The organism is Deltaproteobacteria bacterium, from assembly GCA_016709225.1.
Taxonomy (GTDB): domain Bacteria; phylum Myxococcota_A; class Polyangia; order Nannocystales; family Nannocystaceae; genus Xiheibacterium; species Xiheibacterium phototrophicum.
The window spans coordinates 826,496-847,527 of record JADJEE010000002.1; the positions used below are offsets into that span (position 1 = coordinate 826,496).

At 71.3% G+C, this 21,032-nt stretch carries 16 protein-coding genes; 9 read left to right on the plus strand and 7 right to left on the minus strand.

The window, feature by feature from the left end:
* Nucleotides 1-31: 31 nt before the first annotated feature.
* Together IPH07_17620 and IPH07_17625 are read left to right on the plus strand one after the other, a co-directional pair.
* Nucleotides 32-1,612 carry a DUF1501 domain-containing protein gene (locus tag IPH07_17620; GenBank protein ID MBK6919218.1) on the plus strand — a complete coding sequence of 527 codons (1,581 nt, stop codon included), beginning with the start codon at nucleotides 32-34 and terminating at the stop codon, nucleotides 1,610-1,612.
* Nucleotides 1,609-3,840: a hypothetical protein gene (locus IPH07_17625; protein ID MBK6919219.1), complete on the plus strand. Its 2,232-nt coding sequence runs from the start codon at nucleotides 1,609-1,611 to the stop codon at nucleotides 3,838-3,840. The genes IPH07_17620 and IPH07_17625 overlap by 4 nt, the downstream gene beginning before the upstream one ends.
* A gap of 49 nt (nucleotides 3,841-3,889) precedes the next feature.
* Here the strand turns inward: IPH07_17625 and IPH07_17630 are convergent, their stop codons facing one another.
* Nucleotides 3,890-4,723, minus strand: coding sequence for a hypothetical protein (locus IPH07_17630; protein ID MBK6919220.1), 834 nt, complete (start codon nucleotides 4,721-4,723; stop codon nucleotides 3,890-3,892).
* Between the two features lie 108 nt (nucleotides 4,724-4,831).
* On the opposite strand from IPH07_17630, the gene IPH07_17635 reads away from it, so the two are divergent.
* Complete coding sequence (locus tag IPH07_17635) at nucleotides 4,832-6,454, plus strand: hypothetical protein (protein ID MBK6919221.1); 1,623 nt, start codon at nucleotides 4,832-4,834, stop codon at nucleotides 6,452-6,454.
* Nucleotides 6,455-6,469: 15 nt separating this feature from the next.
* On the opposite strand, the gene IPH07_17640 is transcribed toward IPH07_17635, so the two are convergent.
* Nucleotides 6,470-7,138: an NUDIX hydrolase gene (locus IPH07_17640; GenBank protein ID MBK6919222.1), complete on the minus strand. Its 669-nt coding sequence runs from the start codon at nucleotides 7,136-7,138 to the stop codon at nucleotides 6,470-6,472.
* A gap of 109 nt (nucleotides 7,139-7,247) precedes the next feature.
* Between IPH07_17640 and IPH07_17645 the strand changes: the two genes are divergently transcribed.
* The gene (locus IPH07_17645) at nucleotides 7,248-8,663 is read left to right on the plus strand and encodes a hypothetical protein (GenBank protein MBK6919223.1); all 1,416 of its coding nucleotides are present in this window, start codon (nucleotides 7,248-7,250) and stop codon (nucleotides 8,661-8,663) included.
* Between the two features lie 11 nt (nucleotides 8,664-8,674).
* On the opposite strand, the gene IPH07_17650 is transcribed toward IPH07_17645, so the two are convergent.
* Nucleotides 8,675-9,691 carry a hypothetical protein gene (locus IPH07_17650; GenBank protein MBK6919224.1) on the minus strand — a complete coding sequence of 339 codons (1,017 nt, stop codon included), beginning with the start codon at nucleotides 9,689-9,691 and terminating at the stop codon, nucleotides 8,675-8,677.
* Nucleotides 9,692-9,890: 199 nt separating this feature from the next.
* Here IPH07_17650 and IPH07_17655 point away from each other — a divergent pair, with 199 nt between their 5' ends.
* Nucleotides 9,891-10,667, plus strand: coding sequence for a phosphoadenylyl-sulfate reductase (locus IPH07_17655; protein ID MBK6919225.1), 777 nt, complete (start codon nucleotides 9,891-9,893; stop codon nucleotides 10,665-10,667).
* Nucleotides 10,668-10,674: 7 nt separating this feature from the next.
* Here IPH07_17655 and IPH07_17660 read toward each other — a convergent pair whose 3' ends face one another.
* Entirely contained in the window at nucleotides 10,675-13,509 is a 2,835-nt protein-coding gene (locus tag IPH07_17660; GenBank protein MBK6919226.1) for an FHA domain-containing protein, read from the minus strand.
* A gap of 85 nt (nucleotides 13,510-13,594) precedes the next feature.
* Complete coding sequence (locus IPH07_17665) at nucleotides 13,595-14,557, minus strand: serine/threonine protein kinase (GenBank protein ID MBK6919227.1); 963 nt, start codon at nucleotides 14,555-14,557, stop codon at nucleotides 13,595-13,597.
* 147 nt (nucleotides 14,558-14,704) lie between these two features.
* Between IPH07_17665 and nth the strand changes: the two genes are divergently transcribed.
* Both nth and IPH07_17675 read left to right on the plus strand, forming a co-directional pair.
* Nucleotides 14,705-15,409, plus strand: coding sequence for an endonuclease III (gene nth, locus IPH07_17670; protein ID MBK6919228.1), 705 nt, complete (start codon nucleotides 14,705-14,707; stop codon nucleotides 15,407-15,409).
* Between the two features lie 11 nt (nucleotides 15,410-15,420).
* Nucleotides 15,421-16,266, plus strand: coding sequence for a class I SAM-dependent methyltransferase (locus IPH07_17675; protein ID MBK6919229.1), 846 nt, complete (start codon nucleotides 15,421-15,423; stop codon nucleotides 16,264-16,266).
* Here the strand turns inward: IPH07_17675 and IPH07_17680 are convergent.
* On the minus strand, nucleotides 16,263-17,804 hold the full coding sequence (locus IPH07_17680; GenBank protein ID MBK6919230.1) for a c-type cytochrome: 1,542 nt from the start codon (nucleotides 17,802-17,804) through the stop codon (nucleotides 16,263-16,265). The genes IPH07_17675 and IPH07_17680 overlap by 4 nt on opposite strands.
* Before the next feature lie 179 nt (nucleotides 17,805-17,983).
* Here IPH07_17680 and IPH07_17685 point away from each other — a divergent pair, with 179 nt between their 5' ends.
* A complete protein-coding gene (locus tag IPH07_17685) occupies nucleotides 17,984-18,502 on the plus strand; it encodes an FHA domain-containing protein (protein MBK6919231.1) in 519 nt (172 codons plus the stop codon).
* Between the two features lie 235 nt (nucleotides 18,503-18,737).
* Complete coding sequence (locus tag IPH07_17690; protein ID MBK6919232.1) at nucleotides 18,738-19,502, plus strand: Stp1/IreP family PP2C-type Ser/Thr phosphatase; 765 nt, start codon at nucleotides 18,738-18,740, stop codon at nucleotides 19,500-19,502.
* Between the two features lie 30 nt (nucleotides 19,503-19,532).
* Here IPH07_17690 and IPH07_17695 read toward each other — a convergent pair whose 3' ends face one another.
* Complete coding sequence (locus IPH07_17695; protein MBK6919233.1) at nucleotides 19,533-20,945, minus strand: hypothetical protein; 1,413 nt, start codon at nucleotides 20,943-20,945, stop codon at nucleotides 19,533-19,535.
* Nucleotides 20,946-21,032 lie beyond the last annotated feature (87 nt).

Consider the following 21,032-nt stretch of genomic DNA (forward strand, 5'->3'; position numbering starts at 1 on the left):
GAGCAACCCAAGGTTCGACATGCCCAGCAAGATGCGACGACGATCCTTCCTGCGTACGACCGCAACCGTAGGTGCGGCCGCCGGCGCAGGTGTGTTCGGCATCCTCAAGTACCCCCGCGGCGCGCGTGCGTCCGGCTGGGGCGCGTGGCCGAGCGAGAAGATGGACGCGATCCTGCCGGCGGATCGCATGGCCACCAACGTGCTCGAGCTGCACATGAACGGTGGCATGAGCCCTTGGGACACCTTCTACACGGTGCCCGAGTGGGGTGCGTCCGAGTTCACCTACGTCCACCAGTTCTCCCCGGAGGCCGGCAACTTCGGCGATCAGCTCGATCGCGACGCCCGCTTCGCGACCTGCGGCTTCGCCGGTGAGCTGTGGTCGCCGCTGGGCATCAACGACGGCAACGGCGTCGCGCTCAACCTCGGTCCGTGGGCGTATCCGCTGCGCGATCGCCCCGACATCCTCGCGCGCATGCGCATCGTCGTGCAGCGCCACGACAACGTCGCCCACGAGGGCGCGAACCCGCTGTCGTTCACCGGCGACCGCCTCGGCCAACCGCGACTCGCCGGGGTCGGCACCTCGATCCAGCGCTACTTCAGCGAGAACCCGGAGGCCGGCGGCGGCCTGCGGGCCACGCCGTACTCCTACGTGCTCTACCCCGGCACCGGCTTCTCGACCTTCAACTCGCTGTCGGCATCGGCGGTCGGCTTCCACCCCGGCTCGGCGCGACCGCTGGGCGTGACGGTCGCCGCGAACTCGCTCTTGTCGAACCTGCTGGCGCGCACGGGCCCGTACGACCGGGCCGCGTTCGACACCGCGATCACCTACTACCGCCAGCAGTACGAGGCCCGCTTCCGCGTCGACGGCCTCGGCGCGCCGGCCCGCTCGCTCGAGCGCGGCAACTACGAGTACTCCGACTTCGCGCGGCGCCACGCGCCCGAGCTGCAGGCGGTGCTTTCGGCGGACCAGTTCAACCCCATCGCGCCGCCCGGTGCCGCCGAGTGCGGCGGTGGCAACCAGCGCCCGGAAGACATGCCACGCATGCAGGCGCGGCTGGCCGCCAACCTGCTCACGCGCGAGACCGATCAGGCCCGCTACGTGCTGTGGATCGACACCGGCATCAACCCGCATCCCAACGGCGGCCACGACAGCCACACGCTGCACACCGTGCAAGCGGCGCAGAACATCCCCCACACCCTGCGCGCGCTGACGGAGATCATCTCGACCAACGGCCCCGCGCCGGGCCTGATCGACCTCGACACCACGATGGTCGTGATCAACACCGAGTTCGGCCGCACGCCCGAACGCCAGCTCGCCGGCGGCGAGACCGGCACCAACCACTGGCCGTGGGGCTACATCACCATCTTCATCGGCGGCCCGGTGCAGAGCTCGGGTTGCTACGGCGCGATCAACTACGACCCGGGTGGCGCCGAGAACGGCTACGCGATGGACTACGTCACGCCAGCCGAGAACCGCATGATGGTGCTGCAGACCCTCGGCATCTATCCCTTCTCCTCGCAGTCGTTCGCGGTCGGTGACGTCCGCGGCGGCGTGCAAGACGAGGTCGAAGCCGCCACTCGCGTCCGCGACGTCTACCTGGGGTTGGCATGAACACCACGATCACGACGACCCTACGCACGCGTGGGCAGGCCCTGCTGGCGCTCGCGCTCATGCCGGCGCTGGCGAGCAGCGGCTGCCGCGACGACGACGCCAACGCCGAGGCCTCGGCCTCGGGCTTCACCGACTCGTCGGTCGACGACAGCGGACCCGGCGTGTGGATGACCTCCGCCGACGACGGTGGTGGCGAGCCCCCGGGGCCCGACGGCGACGCCGAGCTGTGCGACGCCGGCGATGAAGCCTGGGCCAAGCGCGTGGTGCCGCTCATCCAGGGCCGCCGCGTCGAGGGCATCCGCGAGGCACGGGTCATCGCGCAGATGGTCGAGCAGCTCGACGCGCTCGGCGTCGATGGCCGCTACACCGTCGCGCTCGGGCTCGCCAGCGGCGATCACTACCTCGATCGCTGGAAGCAGTGGATCTACGACCAGCTGCGCGTCAACGTGAACTCCGACCGCCGCAACGAGGATTGCTACGACACCTTCACCAACGCGGCGGGCGGCACCGACGTCGCCGAGCACATCCGCGACAACCCGGCCTCGGCCAACTTCGGGCAGTCGTTCCGCCTCGGCGACGTGGTCTACAGCTCGCTGCTGCTCGACGACATCTCGCCGGCCTACCGCGCGGACATGTACGCGCGGCAATCGGCTCCGGTGGTCGCCGGCAACGTGACGCAGGCCGAGCTCGAGGCGATCAACATCGCGAACTACGGCAAGATCTTCGAGTCGTCGTACCTCGGTCGTTTCACCGAGTGCATGGACTGCCACCGCACCGAGATGTCGGTGACCGACAACGCCGACCCGGCGTTCGATCGCCACTGGCCGCTGCCGGGCAACGTCGAGCTCGCGGTCTATGGCCCCGACGCTGCGCTGCCCAACGCGCCGCGGGCCCATGCCATCTTCCGTCGCTACGGCTTCTCGAGCACGCCGTGGCTGGCGCCCGAGGGCGCGCCGCCCGGGAGCCAGACCGCGTGGGGCATGGACGCGAGCTGCGGCCTCTTCAACTTCAACGCCGACGCCGACTACCTGCTCACGCCCGACGAGGCCTACATGGTCGGCGAGTACGAGCTGGGCTCGACCATCACGCAGCTCGATGACCGCATGCGCATGGGCTTCGAGGCGCTGTACGACGGCGGCCTGCAGACCGAGCCCGATGGCACGGTGACCGACGTCAACGTCGCGTTCGCGTGGATCTTCTCGGCCAACATCGCCAATCGCGTGTGGAAGGAGGCGATGGGCTACCCGCTCACCGTCGCCAACAACTTCCCGCGCAACGAGGCCCAGCACGACACCATGCTGGCGCTGGCGCAGGCCTTCGCGGAGAACCGCTACAGCCTGCGGCACCTGCTGGCGACGCTCGCGACCAACCCCTACTTCAACCAGAACCCGCCCGATGCCTGCGGCGCCTCGACGGCCTACCACATGCCGGCGCTGTTCGATCCCTTCACCAAGAGCTCGAGCGATCCGACCGCACGTGGCAACGGCGTCGGCGACGCGCTGCACCGCTACTCGGCGATGGTGCTGCTCGACTCGCTGTCGCAGGCGATGTGGTGGGACCGCGCGCAGCGCTTCGGCGACTACCCCGGCGAGAACCAGCTGCCGGGCAACAACTGCGGTACCGGCGAGTTCCCGCCGTGCAGCGAAGAGCCGATGCAGATCGACTTCCTGCGCGACGTCGGCGTGTTCTTGAACGACAGCGAGAGCGGCTTCAACGGCGTCGACTTCACCGGCCTGCTGCACTGGGAGCAGGAGACCGGCCAGGGCTTGCGCATCGAGTTCGGGGGCGACTGCACCGGCCCGCTGGGCGGCGCATGTGCCGACGTCGACTGGATCAGCCAGCTGCTCGACGTCGCATACGCGAGCCCCGAAGCGACCCTCCTCGACGTGGCCGAGGCGGTGAAGGACCGCATCATCACCGAATCGGAGATCAGCGACTCGGGCGAAGTCGCGGCCATCGAGGCCGTGATGGGCGCGCCGCTCGACTCACCGCTGGCGCCGGTCGCCCGCGAGGTCGCCGACGCGGCCGTGCGTCGCTACGCCGGCGTGCTGTTCAACACCCCGCAGTTCCTGCTTGCGGGCGTGCCCAGCCGCGATCAGTCGTCGACGCCGACCCTGGTGGTGCCCGGCACGACCATGGGCGAGCTCTGCAACCACCTCGGCGCGCTGGTGCTCGGCAACAGCTACGCCTGGACCTGCGACGGCAGCGGGATCAGCATCTCGGGTTAGGCGTGCGACCCCGCGAGGGGTCCCGCTCGTTCGTCCGGCGCCCGCCGCTTCAGGCCGGCGCGCCTTGGGCGATCCAATTGCGGATCGTGTCGACCTGATCGGCCGTCAGCGGGGTCCCGATCGACGGCATCGGCCCGCCGAGGATCGACGAGTCGCCCTCGATCTTGAGCAGGATGTAGCTGCCATCTGGGTTGTCGGGATCGATGAGCGGCTGCCCGGTCTGCACCGACGGCACGTCGACGATCGCGTCGTAGGAATTGCCCGAGAGATCGAGCCCCTGTGCCGGACCCGGCTGCAGGTGGCAGGTCGCCATGTTTGCGCAGCTGGCGTCCCAGATCGGCTGGATGTCGTTGGCATAGGACACCGGCGGACCTGTGGGATCGGACTCGGCCGCGCTGTCGGAGGTGTCACCGGTGGGGTCGCCGCTGGGATCCGTGCTCGGATCGCCGGTGTCGGCGACGGTGTCGACGCCGTCGCCCAGCAACGTGTAGTAGAGCGCGAGTTCGTCGTCGTGGGCACGCACGGTGCCCTCCTTGTCGTCGACGGCCCCGGGCTCGGCGGGAATCGGCTTCCAGTCGGCGTTGCCCTGGCTGTACTCGTCCTGCGTGATCGCACCGATGCGCGCCGATGCGAGGTTGGTCGGGAGCTCGCCGCGGTAGATGATCTCGGCATCGACGTCGAGCTCGACGTTGGGCCGCACCAGGTACGCGCGACCGAACGAGTCGGGCGGCATGGTGCTCGGCGTGATCTCGAAGTCCATGTAGCTGCCGATGGCGCCGGGCCAGATCACGATGGTCAGCGTCTCGTCGTCGGACGACACCAGACCGCCGGCGGGACCGATCGCGACCTTCGAGTCCTCGCCGCAGGCCAGCAACAGCGACAACGCGACCCAGCCGCGAGCCCGCCGCCGATTCCGGACCACTCCTGCAACGCTCACGTACCGCAAGCTAGCACGACCTCCGGGCGTGCGCGCGTGCTAGGCTTCCGAGCCATGGCATGTTCGATGGGGTCCAGTGCGGCGTCGCCCCGGCGGTCGTTTGTGACCTTCGCGGTGCTGGCCGCGACGGCGACGGGCTGTGGGCAGCTCGACGAGACCTGCACGACCATCGGCCGCGCCGGCGGACTGCTGCAGTCCGCCGACAGCGTGCTGAGCATCGCGATCCAGCCCGAGTCGCTCGATGCCGACGTCGAGTTCTGTGTCGGCCCGCCGGCGGGCGCGCAACCGCCGGAGTCCTACGGTCAGGCCTACCGCGTGCGACCGACCATGCCGCTCGCGTATGGCACCTCGGTCAGCTATCGCTTCGCGCTGCCGAGCAACACCAGCGAGACCAACATCGGCTACATCTCGGCCGACGATTTTGCGATGGGCAAGGGCGAGTGGCGTGCGCTCGAGGACTGCCGCATCGAGCATCCCGCACGACAGGTGCGCTGTGCGGGCCGCGACATCCAACCCTTCTACACCCTGCTCGACGGCCTGTTCGGCAACACCAACGACTCCATCGCCGACACCGGCAGCACCGGCGACGTCACCGACACCGATGCGACCGCCGCGACCACGCTGACCACGACCATGGGCATGACCACGGTCGATCCCGACACCGGCATGGAGACCGATCCGACCGCGGCGACGACCGTCGATCCCATCGATTATCCGCCGGAGTGCGACTCGCTCGCGATGGGGCCGTTCGATGTCTATCACGCGGGTCAGTGGTTCGAGCCGTGGCCGGGTGGACTCACCTCGATGGGCGGACCGCTGGGCGCCGAGGACATGGCGCCCGATGGCAACGGCGGCTTCATCGGCCGCAATGTCAACGGGCTGGTCCGCATCGATGTCACCGGCCTCACCATCGGCGACGAGGTGCCGGACGCCGACCCCGGCGACTTCGCCTCGATCGGCATCACGCGCACCGACGTGACGGTGACGCCCGACTTTGCGTCGACCAGCACCCTCGGCATCCGCTACACCTCGATGGGTGACATCGCGATGCTGCAGCTGGCCGACCGCGCGATCGATCTGCTGCACCCCGACGGCAGCCACGACCGCATCCTCATGGTGCCGTTCATCCCCAACGCGGTCTACGCCGACGCCGACGGCGCGATCTGGTACTCGGAGTTCAGCAGCGGCAACATCCGCCGCTACGACCTCGCGACCGAGGGCAACACGTTGATCGCGAACCTGCCGACCGCCGACGGCGTCATCTACGACGAGCTGCGCGGCATGGCGTTCTTCGTGCGCTACGACCAGAGCCAGCTGTGGCGCATCTCGATCAGCGGCAGCGGCATGCCGATCGGGCAGCCGACCATGGTCGCCGATCTCACCGGCTTCTCCGACGGCATCACGCTGGACGTCTGCGGCAACCTCTACGTCGTCGACCAGGGCGGCGTCGATGGTCCGAGCGGCACCAGCCGAGTCGACCGCATCTTCATGACCGACGGCGGCGATCTCATCCAGGTCGAAGAACTCGCCGCGGGCATCCCCACCGAGCTCGCCAACGGCGTGTTCGCGACCGGCGGCGGCGAGCTCGAGCACGTCATGTTCTTCACCGGCCAGCCCGGCGACGTCTACTACATGGACGTGCAGATCACCGGCGCGCCGGCACCGATCGCGCTCTGACGCGCGGCCGCAGCATCAAGCCGCCGCCAACCGATCGCGGAGCCGTCGCAGCACGAGCTCGGTCTTCGCGTCGCGGATCTCGCCCGCCACACACGCTTCGATCGCGGCGTCGAGCTCGCGCCAGTGCGTGCGGGCGCCGTGCTCCATCGGACTGCCGTCGCCACCCGGCTCGCGGGCGACGGCGTCCGCGGGCAGCTCGGCGGCCAGCAACCAGAACATCTCGGGCATCGAGCCGGGCGTCGGGAACGTACCCGCGCCGAGGAACTCGAACGCATGCGGCGCCACCGTGAAGCCGGCCTCTTCATCGACCTCCGCGGCGGCCCGCGCCCGCACGCCGTGCTCGCCGACGTCGGTGCGCTCGATGATGCCGGCCACGACCTCGATCATCCACGGCGAGCGCCGCGACTCGGCGACCGGCGGCGGTGGGTCGTCGCGGCCGAACCACAGTGCCGGCCGCAGGCCTTCGCGCAGCAGCACCATCACCCGCCCGGCCTCGCGCCGCCACAGCACCACCACCACCGCGTCGACCCCCTTGGGCCGCACGGCGAAGTCGCAGACGTAGGCCGCCGAGGGCGAGCCGTCGGCCGCGAGGTTGCGCAGGTGCAGGCGTCGCACGCGGAGGAACCCGGCGTCTGCACCGAACAGCTCCTCGCGCAACAGCTCGAGTTCGTGGACATCCGGCATTCGCGGGAGTGTGCCGTGGGCGGTGCGGGATGGAAACCCGATCGCCGAGCATGATCGAAATCCCAGCGCTGGGGTCTGTCGCGCGCGAAACCCCGAGACGAGTTCCACGATGCCGACGATCGATCGACGCTGGGCCGCAGCTGCACTGCTGGTCCTCACCACCACGATGCTGGCCCGCGATGCCGACGCGCTCCCGAAGCCGCCGCTGCCGGACCCCGACCCATGGCTGCCGGGCTTCGACCCCACGACCCCGCCGCCACCTCCACCGCCACCGCCCTCGCCACCGGACGCCGACGACCCGCCGGCGAACCCCGGCACGCCGATCATCACCGCCCGGGATGCGACCGCGATCATGTTCCGCTGGCAGGACCACTCCGACTTCGAGCTCGGCACGGCGATCGAGCGCAGCAACGGCGATGACAGCTTCACCGACATCGTGACCTTCGGGCCGCTGTCCGGTGAGACCACGCTGACGGCCGTCGGTCTCACCCCCGACACGCCCTCGTGCTTCCGCGTGCGCACGTGGAACACCCACGGCACCCGCTGGTCGGCCACCACCTGTGCCTTCACGACCGATGGCACCGATCGTACGGTGGTCGAGGCCGAGGTCGTCCTGGTGACCGCCGACATCGAAGATGCCGGCACCGACGACGGCGTGCTGATCCAGCTGAACACCCACGAGGCCCGCTACACGCCGTCGAACAACGGCACCTGGATCGACTACGGCGGCGACGACTTCGAGCGCGGCCAGAACCGCACCTATCACGTGTCACTGTCCGAGGTGAACGGCGCCCCGGCGATCGATCAGGTCAGCGACGTCGAGCTGTTCCGCATCACCAAGGAGGGCAAGGACTGGTGGTGCCTCGAAGAGGTCCAGCTGCAGCTGGGCGGGGTCACGTTCTTCCAGCGCCGTTTCGACGCCGAGCCGGATGGCTGCCTGTGGATCGGCGGCGGCAAGAACGACTGGACCAGCATCGAGTTCGATCACGCCACGCTCCGCGCCGAGCCGGCCTGGCAGCTGAACTCGCCGCTGCTGTTGCCGGTGTTCCCCGCCGACAGCCTGGTGAGCCGCGTCGAGTCGATGATCGGCAACGCCATCCACGAGGACAACCCGCTCTACTGGGGGCACCTCTACGGCAAGAACTGGGTCGAGAGTCGGAAGCTCGACGAGCACACGCTGCACTTCGACGCCGACCTCGCGGCCGATGTCACCGGCAGCGATCCCGAGGTCGACATCGATTTCGACCTGGTGGTGACGGGCGGCTGCGAGGCCGACGGCACTCTGACCTTCGAGGTCGTGAGTGACAACGTCGTGGTCGACGCGAACTCGAGCATCCTGGGCTCGTTGCCGCAGTTCTTTGGCTGCCTCTACCCCACTTGCGCCGACGGGATCATCGAGGAGCGGGTGCTGGAGGCGTTCCCCCACACCGGGCTGTCGGCGAGCGTCCCAGACGTGCAGCTCTGCATCGACAACCCCACGCTGCAGTGGCACGTCACCGACAACGGCGACTTCTCGCTGCTCTGAGGGCGTAGCGGCTACGGGCAGACGACGCCGCAGTACGTCAGCACCTCGCCGACGCACTGCGCGTCCCAGCTGTTCGTGCAGCAGTAGCTGTCGTTGAGGCAGACCTCGGAGACGCAATCGCCGGGGTCGCAACCGTCGGTCAACGCGCCGCCGGTGCTGCACGGCGAGTGGGAGCAGCTGCCGAGACAGTAGCTGCCGCACTCGTTGGCGACCTCGAGCACGCAGACGTTGTCCCACGCGGTCGTGCAGCAGTAGCTGTCGACCGCGCACACCGAACTCACGCAGCCGGTGCAGCCGTCCTCGAGCGCGGCCCCGGTCGCGCACTGATCGTGGGCGCAGCCGCAGCCCTCGTCGACGCTGCCGTCGCAGTTGTTGTCGAGCCCGTCACCACACTGCTCCGCGCCTGCGTTCACGGTCTGCACGCACGAGAGCGCGCCGTTGCTGCACTGCTGCGAGCCGGTGGCGCAGACGCCCTGCATGCCGGTGTTGCACGCGGCACCGCCACCGGGGTTGCCGTCGTCGATGCTGCCGTTGCAGTCGTCGTCGGCGCCGTTGCAGCTCTCGGCCGTGCCGGGCGCATCGGCGGTGCAGGTGGTCTCGCCCATGACGCACGCGGTGGTGCCGGCCGCACAAGCACCCGGCATGCCGGTGTCGCAGGGGCTGCCGCCACCGGGATCGCCGTCGTCGATGGTGCCGTTGCAGTCGTTGTCGATGCCGTCGCAGATCTCGTCGCTCGGCGTGCAGCCGGCCTCGGCGCTCGCGCCGGTATCGAGCGCCGTGGTCGCGTCGGCGCTGCCGGCCGTGCTCGCGGCCGTGCTCGCGCCACCGTCGGCACCGGTGGTGCCCGCGGCCGTGTCGTCACCGCTGGTCCCGTCGCTGTCGCTGCCACCGTCGGCGGCGGTGGTCTGCCCCGCCGAGAACGCGGTGCCGAAGGTGGTCAGCCCCATGTCGAAGTCGCCGGCAGAGCAGCCCACCAGGGCCAGCCCACCGATCCAACACACGCCACGGGTTGCACTGCGCATCGACATCCGTCGAACACCTTTGTACGGCAAGACGCCCAGGTTAGCGGCCCGCCCCAGGCGCCACAAGCTGCGCACGCGCGCACCGCTCGAACGTGGCGCGCAGTGCCGCGCCGCGCGCCGCCGGTTCGATGACGGTGGAAATCCGCGACGCGCGAGGGCCCAAGGCGCGCGATGATGCGCGGCATGGGCCTGGGAGCACGACGGTATGCCTGACGATCGACCCAACGACGCGACGAGCTCACTCGACGCGTGGCGCCGCGAGGCCGCAGGTCGGGGCGGAGCCTGGCTGGTCGGCCGCGCGCTGCAGGTGTTCGGCGACGACGTCGCGATCTCGTTCTCCGGTGCGGAGGACGTGCTGCTCGTCGAGTATGCCCACCAGTGGTCGCAGGCCCACGGCGACGCGCGCTACCGCGTGTTCACCCTCGACACTGGTCGGCTGCACGACGAGACCTATCGCTTCATCGAAGAGGTCGAGCAGCACTACGGCATCCGCATCGAGGTGCTGTTCCCGGAGCGGGCGGCGGTCGAGTCGCTGGTGGCGGCCAAGGGCCTGTTCTCGTTCTTCCGTGACGGCCACGAGGAGTGCTGTGGCGTTCGCAAGGTCGCGCCGCTGCAGCGCCAGCTCGGTGGTCTGCGGGCGTGGATCACCGGACAGCGTCGCGATCAGAACCCCCAGACCCGCGCCCGCATCGAGGCGATCGAGCCGGACGGTCGCTTCCGCGGGCGCGACGGCGGCGAGCTGCTGAAGTTCAATCCGCTCTGCGGCTCCACCTCGAACGAGGTGTGGGACGCGATCCGTGCGCTGTCGGTGCCGTTCAACCCGCTGCACGCCAAGGGCTACGTCAGCATCGGCTGTGCGCCGTGCACCCGCGCGGTGCTGCCGGGGCAGCACGAACGCGAGGGCCGCTGGTGGTGGGAGCACGACGAGAACAAGGAGTGCGGCCTGCACGTCGACCTCGCCGCGCGCCGCAGCGACGGCTAAAGGCCGATCACCGCTTCTGCAGCGCGAACTGGGTCTGACCGACCAGCACGCACGAACCGTAGTCGACCCGATCGCCGTTGCGCAGTCGCAGGTAGGTGCCGTTGCTGCTGTCGAGGTCCTCGACGAAGACCCCGTTCTGATCGCAGCCGAAGCGGCAGTGCGTGCTCGACACGAAGGTGTCGTCCGGCAGCGTCACGTCGCCGAGCTCGCGGCCGAGCATGATGCCGCCGCCGCCGAGCGGGATCGCGTTGGTGGTGCCGTCGGGCGCGTAGTGGATCGTCAGCCGCCCCCAGGGCCCGCCGGCGGTGTCGTCATCACCGCGATCATAGGCCAGCAGCGACTGCCCGACCCGCAGCTGATCGCCGTCGCGCAGGCGCGCGCGCCCACGCACGCGCAGGAACACGGCGCCGGTCGGCACCAGCTCCTCGAAGCTGCAGCCGCCGTCGATCGCGAGCACGCGGACGTGGCGAGGCTCGATGAACTCGTCGTCGCCCCACGGCGCGCCAGGCTCACGGCCGAGCTCGAACGTGCTGCCGGTGGCGAGCGTGCGCTCGGCGACGGCCTCACCCTGTGCGCCCAACATCACCAGACGGACCCCCGAGGTCCGCGCGTCGCCCCGTGCGCGGGGCCCGGTCGACTTGCCCGGCTGTGTCGACACCTCCTCCGCGGCGGGCGACGACGGCGGCAACGTCTGCCCGGTGACCGCGGGCGGCACCGCCTGCAACACGCCGGGCGGTGCGGTCGCGCCGGTCACCGCCGGCGAGGGTCCCGACCAGCCGCTGCCCGACGCGCTGGCGACCAGCTGCGCCGCCTCGAGCGGCTGCATCGCGATCGTGGCCGCGTCGTCGTCGTCCTCGTCGGGATCCTCGGCGACGCTCGCGAGTGACTCGGCCGGCGGCGAGGTGCCGGGCACCAACGTGCTGCCCGGCGGCGGAGCGCCCCCGAACGGAGCGGGCGTGGGCGGACGCCCGGCGGTGTCGGGCACGATCGTCGTGCGCGGCAGCGTCGGCCCGGTGTCGGTGTGCGTGGCCTCGTCGGCATCGTCGCCACGCCACGGTGCGGGCGGCGAGGGCATGCGCGCGATGACGGTGCCTTCGAAGGTGGCCTCGGGCGGCGCATGGTCCATGGTGAGGGTCGCGTCGACGTCGCCGCTCGGCGCGTCGTCGAACACCGGCGGACGCGGCGGAGCCTTGGAGATCACCGTGCGATCCTGCGGCTCGAACGCGAGATCGACGACGGTCTCCCCGACGTCGTCGACGTCCTGCTCGCGCACGTCGTCGAGGCGCACCCCCGCCGAGGTCGACAGCGACGCGGGATCGTCGGGCATCTCGGCGTCGACGTCGAACTCGAGCGTCTCGGCCGCGGAGTCCGAAGCGGAGATCGACGGGCGCGACAGCGGCGACACCGGCTCGAGCTCGGAGGGATCGGGCAGTCGCACGGTCCGCTTGCCGGCGGCGCCGGGCGGCGATGCGGGGGCCGAGCTCGTCACCGGCGTGTCGGTGGCGACCGCCGGGCTCGGCAACGTGAGCCCCCGTGGCGGCACGCGGGGACCACCGCGCAACGACGTGGCCGCGACCGACGGCGGCGGAGCCACGGCACCCGACGGCGGCGAAGCCACGGCACCCGGCGGCGCCGAAGGTGGCGGGGCCACGACCGTCATCGACGCCGGCGAGGGCGACACGGGGTCCGGCGAAGGTGGCGGGGCCACGACCGTCATCGACGCCGGTGAGGGCGATGGCCCGCTGGGCGCGGCCGCGCTCGGCGGCGCGACGGGCCGCGGGGTCTCGCGCAGCACCGGCAGTGTCGGCTCGAGCGCGACGTTGGGATCCTGCGGCGCAGGCCCGGACACCGACTCGGTGCGCACCGTGATCTGCTGCTCGCGTCGCTTTCGCACCGCATCGTCGCCGCCGTCGTCCGCGGGATCGCCGAGCCGCTTGGCCCCCTCGACGCGCTCGAGATCGGGATGCGCGCCGAAGCGCTGACGCAGCGCCGCGAGCATCGCGTTGGCCTCGTCCTCGAAGCCCTGCAGCACCAAGAAGCGCACCTCGGCCAGCTCGTCGGTGATGTCGGGCCAGCCCTCGGGTGCGGCCAACAGCTCGACGCTCGAGCGACGACGCGGTGCGACCGGCGGCACCGCCTCGGGCGCGGCGGTGGTCGACGACGCTGCGGCGGTCGCGGCCGGCTGCACCGCAGGTGCGCCGGTCGGCACGACCGTGCTCGGACGCGGCGCGGGCGGGGGTGCAGCCACGGTCGGCGTCTTGCCGGTGTTGGCGCGCGGCGAAGCTGTGGCCGCCGTCGCGGCTTGGGGCATCGCGCCCACCGCCGGCGTCGCGCCGGTCGCCGGCTTGGCCGCCGCGGTGGGCTTCGCCGACGTCGTCGGCCTGCTCGGCGCTGCGGCGCTGGGCTTCGCGGGCGCTGCGGGGGATGGCTTCGCAGCCGGCGTCTCGCCGGTGCCGTTGCGCTTGAGCGACGCGGGCGGACGCGGCGGCTCGCCGAGCGGTTTGCCGGCCGCGGGCGTGCGCGTCGACGACGGCGTGCGCGAGCTGCTCGGCGGTGCCGTGCGCGTGGGCGAGGTCCGCGGTGGGGTGGCGGACGCGTCGGCGCTCGCGGGCGTCGCGGTGCTGCTGCCGCTGCGCGCGGGTGCGGTCCTCACCACGCCGCGATGCGGCTCGGAGGCGCCACACTCGACGCAGAAGCGAATCCCGGTCGGGACCACCACGCCGCACTCGCGGCACGGCCCCTCCTTCGGGGGCTCGCGCAGGCGATTCCCACAGTTCGCGCAGAAGTTGTCGGTCGGCCGGTGTTCGGCGCCACAGCTCGAGCAAGACGACGGTTCGGCCACTGCGCCGGCGACCATACCGCGGTCGCGGGATGATCGCGACCATCGGCCGAGGCGGCCGACGGTGCGCGATCCATCGGCCCTTTCATCACACCACGCGTGGCGACGGCAGCGGCCGACCAGCGGCTGCGGCCAGCTGCTCGAGACCTGCGCGCATCGCCGCCGCGTCGGCGAAGCGGCCCTCGACCTCGACCGCGCAGGCCTGGTCCAGGAATGCGTCGAACGCCTCCGCGAAGGCACGCGGCAGCCCCCCGGGCAGCGCCGAGCTCGGCCGCCACGGCAGCCCGCGACGATGCCCCTCGAGCAACGCGGACACCGGCGCCTGGAACAACGCGAAGAAGGGATGGTGCCCGGTCGCGGCCTGCACCAGCGACAAGCCCAGGGCGTAGAGGTCGGCCCGCGGGTCGAGCGGGCCACCCAGCACGGTCTGCTCCGGCGCCATGTAGCGCGGATCGCCGATGAGCTGGGTGTCGACCGGCTCGGGACCCGCGAGCACCCGTGCGATGCCGAAGTCGATCAGCTTGACGACGAAGCCGGCGCGCGTGGGCGTGCGCGCGAGGAAGAGATTGTACGGCTTGATGTCGCGGTGCAGCACCCGCTGGCCGTGCACGTACTCGAGCGCATCGAGGGCCTGACGGAACACATCGAGCAGCACCGGCACACCGAGCCGTCCATGGGCCTCGAGCAGGGCCCCGAGGTCGTGCCCATGCAGCAGCTCCATCGCCATCCAGTCGTCACCGTCGGCGAGTCGCGTGCCGGCATCGAACACGCGCGTGAGGTTGGCGTGATCGAAGCTCGCGCCCAGACGCGCCTCGCGACGGAACCGGCGGCGGTAGTCGACCGGCACGTCGCGCTTGAGGAACTTGATCGCGACCTCGCGCTCCAGCGCCTCGTCGGTCGCGCGCCAGATGGTGCCCATGCCACCCTCGCCGATGCGCTCGCGCAGGCGATAGCGACGCGCTTGCTCGATGCACAACCCCTCGCGTGGCAGCCCCCGGGCCGGGGGATCGGGCGCGGGCGGCAGCAGGGCCAACACGGTGCGGTCGGACATCGTCGTTCTGGTGACTTCTTGCCGATCGCGTGCGACCCCGACCACCCACGACATGGGCCCGCCGCGCGTGGGTGCGGCCGTGCGCGGGACACCAACGCCGGCCCGATCGCCACCGCCAAAGCGCCCCTGCTACCCTCGCGCACGGCGATGCGAAACTCCCCTGCTCACCCCCGCGCGGCGATCTCCGCCCGCGTGCGCCGCATCGGTCGCATCCTCGACCGCCTGCACCCGCAGCCCGCGATCCCGCTCGATCACGGCGATCCTTTCCAGCTGCTGGTCGCGGTCCTGCTCAGCGCACAGACCACCGATCGCGCGGTCAACCAGGTCACGCCGGGGTTGTTCGCGGTGGCCCCGACGCCGCAGGCGATGGCCGCGATGACGCCGGCGAAGATCCTCGCCCACATCCGCAGCATCGGGCTCGCACCGACCAAGGCCAAGCACCTGCACGCGACGGCGCGGCTGTTGATCGAGCGCCACGGCGGCGTGGTCCCGGCCGACGCCGACGCGCTCGAGGCCTTGCCCGGCGTGGGCCACAAGACCGCGAGCGTGGTGCTGGTGCAGGCGTTCGGCGTGCCGGCGTTCCCGGTCGACACGCACATCCATCGCCTCGCGGCGCGCTGGGGCCTGTCCGACGGACGCAACGTCGTGCAGACCGAGCGTGACCTGCGGGCCGCGTTCCCGCGCGCGCAGTGGGGCAAGCGCCACCTGCAGATGATCTACTTTGGTCGCGCGCACTGCCCCGCGCGTGGCCACGACGCCGCCGCGTGTCCGATCTGCAGCTGGATCACGCCGGCCCCGGCGAGCATCGACGAGGCCGCGCCGCGCCGCGCGGGTGCGCCCGCGATCGGGTAGGCTGCGCCGACATGCGCGGCGACTGGCCCTCTCTCACCGCCATGGCGGTGGCCTTCGGGCGTGGTGTCGGCACCACTGCCCACGTCCTCGATCCACTCGCCGCCCAGCTGCTGCCGGGGCCGATGGGGGCCGCGCTCGCGCTCACGCACGGCGCGGTCGGCCGCACGCTCGCCCGCGCGGTGACCCTCGGCATGGTCGATCACGTGTGCCTGCGGACCGCGGCGATCGATGCCGCCGTGCTGGCCGCGAAGGACGACGGCTGCCGCCAGCTGGTGGTGCTCGGGGCCGGCCTCGACGCACGCGCATGGCGGATGGATGCACTGCACGACGTCGACGTCTTCGAGGTCGATCACCCCGCGACGCAGGCGGCCAAGCGCGCGCGCGTGGGCACGAGCAGGCCCTGTGCGGCGTCGGTGCGCTTCGTCGCCGTCGACTTCGAGCGTGAGCGTCTCGACACCCGACTCGTCGACGAAGGCCACGACGCGGCCGTGCCCACCGCGTGGATCTGGGAGGGCGTCACGCCCTACCTCCACCCCGCGGCGATCCACGCCACGCTCGCCGACATCGGCGCGCGCTCGGCCGCCGGCAGCCACTTGATGATGACCTACGCGGTGCCCGAGCTGGTGCTGCTGCCGATCCCCGGCGCTCGCTCGATCACGCGGCTGGCGTTCCGCGGGCTCGGCGAGGCGCTGCATGGCGCGATGACCCCGACCACCGCCGCCCAGGCGGTGCTCGCCGTCGGTCTGCGTCCGATCGCCGACGGCGACGCGCGCAGCTGGGCCGAGCACGCCCACGGTTCGGCGACGTTGGCTCGCCCATTCCGCGCCGAGCGATTGCTGGTCGCGGTCGCGGACTAGAGCGTCTTCAAGTACTCGAGCACCGCGCGACGCTCATCGTCGCTCAGGTGGTCGCCGAAGTCGTGGCCACCGTTGCCGTGGCCCTGCTTGGTGGTGTCGTAGATGTGCTTGCGGACCTCGGGTGGCGCGTCGTCCCACCCGGTCGAAGGTGTGAACCAAGGCCAGCCGAGCGCGAGCTCGTCGAAGTTGCGGGTGTCGTGGTCGACGCGCTGCCACTGCGTGGGCCGGGCCGCGCTGTCGAGCACCAGCGCCAGACTCGGCACCGAGCCGTTGTGCAGGTACGGCGCAGTGGCCCAGATGCCGTCGAGCGGCGGTGCGACGTAGCCGACCACCGGATCGTCGACCACCAGCTGGGTGACCGCGCCGTAGATCGAGCCGTTGAACCAATCGACGAGCGGGGTGCTCGCGGCGTACTCGGCGATCAGCGGATCGGTGCCGACGAAATCGACATCGAAGATGAGGTTGGGATAGGTGTCGTCGTCGTCGCTGCCGGCGTCGCCGTAGGTGCCGTGGCAGCCCGCGCAGTTGGCGGTGAAGACCTCGGCGCCGGCGTCGGCCAGACTGGCGTCGATGGCGAACGGGTACACCGGTGCCTCGATGGTGGCGATGAACGCACGCACGTCGTCGAAGTAGTCGAGGATGGCCTCGGCCTCGTCGATGGTGTCGGTGCACAGCGACGACGCGAACATCATCGTGCCGCGGTGGTCCCCGCGCGCCATGCCGTTGTAGAAGAGCCCGTGCTTCTTCTTGGTGCGCCACCACGGCGGCGTGTCGACCGGCGCGACCAGGTCGGGCACCTCGGCCAGCGGTGCGTCGCTCCACGCCAGCGTGTCGCGATCGCGATGGGCGGCCAACACCGCCGCGACCTCGTCGGCGGGGTTGGTGCCGACGGTGTGCATCACGATCTCGGGGCCCAGCACCTGGTAGCGCTGGGCGAAGCGCAGCAACTCCTCGATGCCGGGGATGTCGATCTGCGGCACCGGGAGCCCGGCCAACGTGGCGCCGGCATTGCCGGTGTAGTCGACGTCGGCGCTGCCGAGCCCGAGCACGAGCTCGCCATCGAAGCGACCGACGTGGCACTCGAGACAATTGAGCGATGTGATCTCGACGCCCGCCGCGTTGGTGTGGACGGTCCAGTTGTACGGCACCATCGCGTTGGCGCCGGTGCGGCCGGGCAGCGGTGGCTCCGAGGCCATGCCGCCGAGGAACGGCTGCAGCAACGGGAACACCACCCACGGGATGCCGCACGAGACGTAGCCGTTCTCGAGCAACGCAGCCCGCCCCGCCGCGGCATCGCCGTCCACCGGCGGCCCGGGGGGAATCGGGTGGCCCTGCGCCCACGGTGCCCACGGCGTGCCCGCATCGACGCCGCCGCCGAGATCGCCCGGCGGCCGCGGCTGCGTGCCGCTGCTGCCGTCGGCTCCTTCGGCGCCGTCGACGGTGCCGCGGCTGGTCGTCGACGCGGCGGTGCTGCCGTCACCCGCGGGAACACCTGCGCTGTCGAAGGCGCACGCGCACGCCGACGCGCACGCGGCCAAGCCCCACCGTCGCACCCTTCGAACCACGCTTGCCGCTACCGCCACCGCCGGCCCCCTGCCCTCACGCCCGCAGCGAGGCTACCTCCAATCCACACGGCATGGCAGCCGAGGTCGGCAGGCGCGTCGACCCGTGTCGCGTTGCGGGCCTTCGCCGCGGACTGCTAGGCTGCGAAGCGTCCGTGCAAGACGCCCGTCCGCTCTGGGAGCAGGCCCGACAGCTCGGGCGCGCGGCGTTCATCGCCCGGCACGCCCGTTGGTTCCTGCTCAAGCACGCCAACACCGGCAGCGCCACCGAGGCCGCTCGGTTCGAGTACCACACCGTCGCGGTGCGCACCGACGAGCTCGAGGCCAGCGACCCCTACCCGGGCGAGTGGCGCGTGGTCGAGGTCGGCAAGCGCCCCGGCAATCCGTTCCCGGAGCGCATCAGCGTCGGGCGGGCCAACAACTGCGACGTCGTGCTGCGGTTCCCGTTCGTGTCGAAGCTGCACGCGCACTTCGTCGACGGCGACGGTGCGGCGCTCAAGCTCGCCGATCATCGGTCGGCCAACGGCACCACCGTCGCCGGCAAGCCCCTACCGGCCGGCGACGCCCTCGCGGTGCACAGCGGCGACTGGATCGCGTTCGGCCCGCTGCGCCTTCAGCTGCTCGACACCAGCGATCTGTACGACGCGCTGATGCGGGCCTACCCCGACGCGTGAGCGCACGCCCCGAAGCGGGGCCGCTGCGGGGTCCGGACCCGAGGTCGTCGTCGCGCGCTCGGGCGCGAACCGGCGGCGCCCCGGGCAGCCCGGCCCCTCGCGCCCGCCGCTGGCGAGGCCACGCGCGGCCGGGTGCGGCGCAGCCTCGGCATCGCCCCGGCGGGCCGACGAACTTTGGCGTACGCCCCCGATCGCGCTTGCGGGCCCTGCGGCCGCGGCTCTACGATGCGTCATCGTGCGCATCCGCTACGCAGCTCGCACCGACGTCGGTCGCAAGCGGACCCACAACGAGGACTACTTCGCGCTCATCGAAGAGGAGCGGCTGTTCCTCGTCGCCGACGGGATGGGTGGGCACGCCTCGGGTGATGTCGCGAGCAAGCTCTCGACCGAGGTCATCGGCGAGTTCTACCGCACCAGTCGTGACCCCGACGTCACGTGGCCGTATCGCTACGATCCGCAGCGGCCGTTCGCGGAGAACCGCATCCTCGCGTCGATCTGCCTCGCCAACGAGCGCATCCACGACGCCTCGATGCGCAACCGCCACCAGCGCGGCATGGGCACCACCATCGTCGCGTTCCACTTGAACGGCACCAAGGCCTACGTCGCCCACGTCGGCGACTCGCGCTGCTATCGCATCCGCAACGGCTCGATCCATGCGCTCACGCGGGATCACTCGCTGCTCGAGGACTGGAAGGACGCGCGTCCCGACCTGACCGAGCAGGAGATCCGCGACTTCCCCCACAAGAACGTCATCACGCGCGCGCTCGGCATGCGCGAGACCGTCGAGATCGATCTCAGCTGCGTGAAGGTGGAGCACGGCGACCGCTTCGTGCTGTGCTCCGACGGCCTGTCGGGCATGCTGACCGACGCCGAGATCCACGAGATCGTCGCCGGCGAGGCCGACCCGGAGGCGGCGGTCGCCGAGTTGATCGAGCGCTCGAACGAGGCCGGTGGCGACGACAACGTCACGGCGATGCTGATCGAGTGCAGCCTGAAGTGACGGGCCCCGACGGCGGCTCGCCGCCGCGGGTCAGAACGTGAAGACGCAGCGGGTCACCGGCTGCAGCACGTCGCGTGCGGCGTACAGGTAGTAGCTGCGCCCGGCCACCAGCGATGCCGGGGCGCCGTCCTCGGGCACGCGTCGGGTGGTGCCCGCGGGCGTGATGCCGTACTGCACCTCGGTGCTGCGCAGCGGCTGGCCGTCGCTGGGCACGTCGATGCGCCACAGCGTGCCGTCGGGAATGTCGAGGTTGGGCGGCACGGTGGGACTGCGCGCATCCGACTCGAGTACGTAGACGTATCTGGCGTCGCCGCCGGTCCAGGTCACGGTGCCATCGGCGGCAACGCCTTCGCCCGCCGTGCACGGGCCCGGCACGTACTCGAGCTGATCGACCAACGGGCCCCCGACCGGCGGGGCGTCGGCGAAGTCCGCGGGCGTGAGCCCGCGATGGGCGAGCTCGTCCACGAAGAACGCACGCAGGCGCGCGGGGTCGGTGGTCGGCAGGCCGGTGGTGTCGCGATGAAAGCCGTTGTTCTGCGCCGGCGGATAGGCGCCGAACGCCGTCGAATCGATGATGCCACCCGCGAACGCCAGGCCGGTCGGAGAGAACGAGTTCACCCAGTTGTCGGGCGCGTCGATGGTCCAGATCGACGCGCCCTGGGGGGCGACGTCGGAGTGGCAGCACACGCACGCGCTGGCCTCGATCTCGCGACGCACCCACGCGACCTCGTCGACGTAGGCGGGATCGTCGAGCCGCGGATCGACGGCGTCGAAGCCGGCGGCCGGTGGCGCGGGATAGTAGGGGCGCTGGGTCAGCACGGTGTCGCAGCTGCCGTAGTCGACGAAGCGTCGCCCCGGTTCGGTGGCGCCGGAGATCATCCACCACGTGCACACCTGCCCGCCCTCGGACAACCCAGGTGGCTCGCCGGCCAGCGGCTCGACGCACGAACGCGTCGGCTGCTCGAACACCGAGCCGGGCGGCGGCGGCTCACCGGAGTCGCCACCATCGTCGCAGATCGCCGCGGGCTCCCACGCGCCACCGCCGAAGACCTCGCAGCCGGTCTTCTGATCGGCACAGGTGCCGGGGTCGTCGCCGTAGACGACGATGCGCGTGACCTGATCGCCACCGGCATCGAGCACGCACTCGCCGAGGCTGCCGTCGCGGCTGCAGCCCGCCGCGAGGGTCGCGGTGCCGCCCAGCGTGTCGCATGCTCCGGTCACGTCGGCCTCGGTCCAGCCGGCGCCGATGTACTCGCGACACTCGGCGCCCTGCGTGAACGGACTGATGTACTCGCAGCGCCCGACCGCGGTGGGCGCGGGCGCGCCCGACTCGCCCGAGCTGTCACCGACGCCCGCGGAGGTCGAGGCCTCGCCACCGGTGCCGCCGGTCCCATCGGGCGCCTGCGCCCCATCCGTGCTGCACGCGAGCGCGGGGAGGATCATCAGCAGCAACGTGGAGGTCCGTGCACGGGGGCTCACGCCCGTGCGTTTAGCGGCAAACCCGGGGCTGTCAACCGCGGCGCCGACCCA

Excerpts from the sequence above, each read along its gene's own strand:
- IPH07_17620 (MBK6919218.1), top strand. The coding sequence starts at position 32 with ATGCGACGACGATCCTTCCTGCGTACGACCGCAACCGTAGGTGCGGCC.
- IPH07_17625 (MBK6919219.1), top strand. The coding sequence starts at position 1,609 with ATGAACACCACGATCACGACGACCCTACGCACGCGTGGGCAGGCCCTG.
- IPH07_17635 (MBK6919221.1), top strand. The coding sequence starts at position 4,832 with ATGGCATGTTCGATGGGGTCCAGTGCGGCGTCGCCCCGGCGGTCGTTT.
- IPH07_17640 (MBK6919222.1), bottom strand. The coding sequence starts at position 7,138 with ATGCCGGATGTCCACGAACTCGAGCTGTTGCGCGAGGAGCTGTTCGGT.
- IPH07_17645 (MBK6919223.1), top strand. The coding sequence starts at position 7,248 with ATGCCGACGATCGATCGACGCTGGGCCGCAGCTGCACTGCTGGTCCTC.
- IPH07_17650 (MBK6919224.1), bottom strand. The coding sequence starts at position 9,691 with ATGTCGATGCGCAGTGCAACCCGTGGCGTGTGTTGGATCGGTGGGCTG.
- IPH07_17655 (MBK6919225.1), top strand. The coding sequence starts at position 9,891 with ATGCCTGACGATCGACCCAACGACGCGACGAGCTCACTCGACGCGTGG.
- IPH07_17665 (MBK6919227.1), bottom strand. The coding sequence starts at position 14,557 with ATGTCCGACCGCACCGTGTTGGCCCTGCTGCCGCCCGCGCCCGATCCC.
- nth (MBK6919228.1), top strand. The coding sequence starts at position 14,705 with ATGCGAAACTCCCCTGCTCACCCCCGCGCGGCGATCTCCGCCCGCGTG.
- IPH07_17675 (MBK6919229.1), top strand. The coding sequence starts at position 15,421 with ATGCGCGGCGACTGGCCCTCTCTCACCGCCATGGCGGTGGCCTTCGGG.
- IPH07_17695 (MBK6919233.1), bottom strand. The coding sequence starts at position 20,945 with ATGATCCTCCCCGCGCTCGCGTGCAGCACGGATGGGGCGCAGGCGCCC.